Below are 1,066 nucleotides of genomic sequence, written 5' to 3' on the forward strand. Positions count from 1 at the left end.
TTTTGATATCTCGTTACTTTGACCTTCAAGCTCATGAATAACCTGAGCGGCTTGCCTAATTTCACCTTCAAGGGCAGTGATTGACTGGCTTGTGTGGGCTACCAGACGCTGGCCAGATGCCGTCTCAGTGTCTGCTCTTCCGGCCGCATCTGCAGCATGCTGTGCATTGCTCGCAACCTCTTGAATGCTTGCCACCATTTGGTTTACTGCCGTTGCTATTTGATCTGTCTCTGCCTGCTGCTCAACTGTAAGTACATTGCTTGACTCAATATCCTTTAGTAGGCCTCGGGTGTGTTCGCTAAGCCGATTTGATGCATCACCTATGCGACCTACTATGGCGCCTGTTTCAGCTTGCATCATTCGTAAAGCAAACTCTATTTGGCCAAACTCATCGGTGCGCCCAGTGTAGAGGGATTGACTTAATGGGTTATTGGAAATATTCCTGGCTCTTTCAACCAGTCTTCCAAGAGGAGAGAGAATAGCCAAAACACTAACAGAGCTTAAGCTTCCTGACATTAAAGTGGCTAACAATAAGCTGCTTATTGATGTATCAGTAAGCATGCCGGCAGCCATTGCGCTTGATATAATACTACCCCATATGAGCAAGAGTATTTTCACGGAAAAGCTAGCAGCCAATTTCGGCCTCGCGGCCTTCCCGCTTCTCAATTGAGCATATAATTTTTCCGCAGCCAAAACCTGCTCAGGTTCAGGCTTGGTCCTTACAGACTGGTATTCAACAATCGAACCATTCTTAGCTATTGGCGTTACATAAGCACTTACCCAATAGTGGTCGCCATTTTTACAGCGATTTTTTACTAGCCCCATCCATGAGCGGCCAGATTTTAATGTACTCCACATATGCTCAAATGCAGCAGGCGGCATATCTGGGTGTCTTACGATGTTGTGAGGCTGGCCTAATAGTTCTTCCTCAGTGAAACCACTGATTTTAATGAAGTCAGGATTAACGTACGTGATATGGCTTTGAGGGGAGGTAGTCGAAAGAATATTGGCATCTTTTGGGAGTTCTAAGTTTCGACCCGTCACTGGTAAATTCTGGCGCATAAGA

The 1,066-nt window shown here is 46.0% G+C and carries 1 protein-coding gene; it reads right to left on the reverse strand.

Annotated elements, in window-relative coordinates; all coding sequences use genetic code 11:
- On the reverse strand, positions 1–1,066 hold a 1,066-nt coding region (locus PG883_RS23550), incomplete at both ends, for a methyl-accepting chemotaxis protein (RefSeq protein WP_270808475.1).

The organism is Aeromonas sp. QDB25, from assembly GCF_027707725.1.
GTDB lineage: Bacteria > Pseudomonadota > Gammaproteobacteria > Enterobacterales > Aeromonadaceae > Aeromonas > Aeromonas caviae.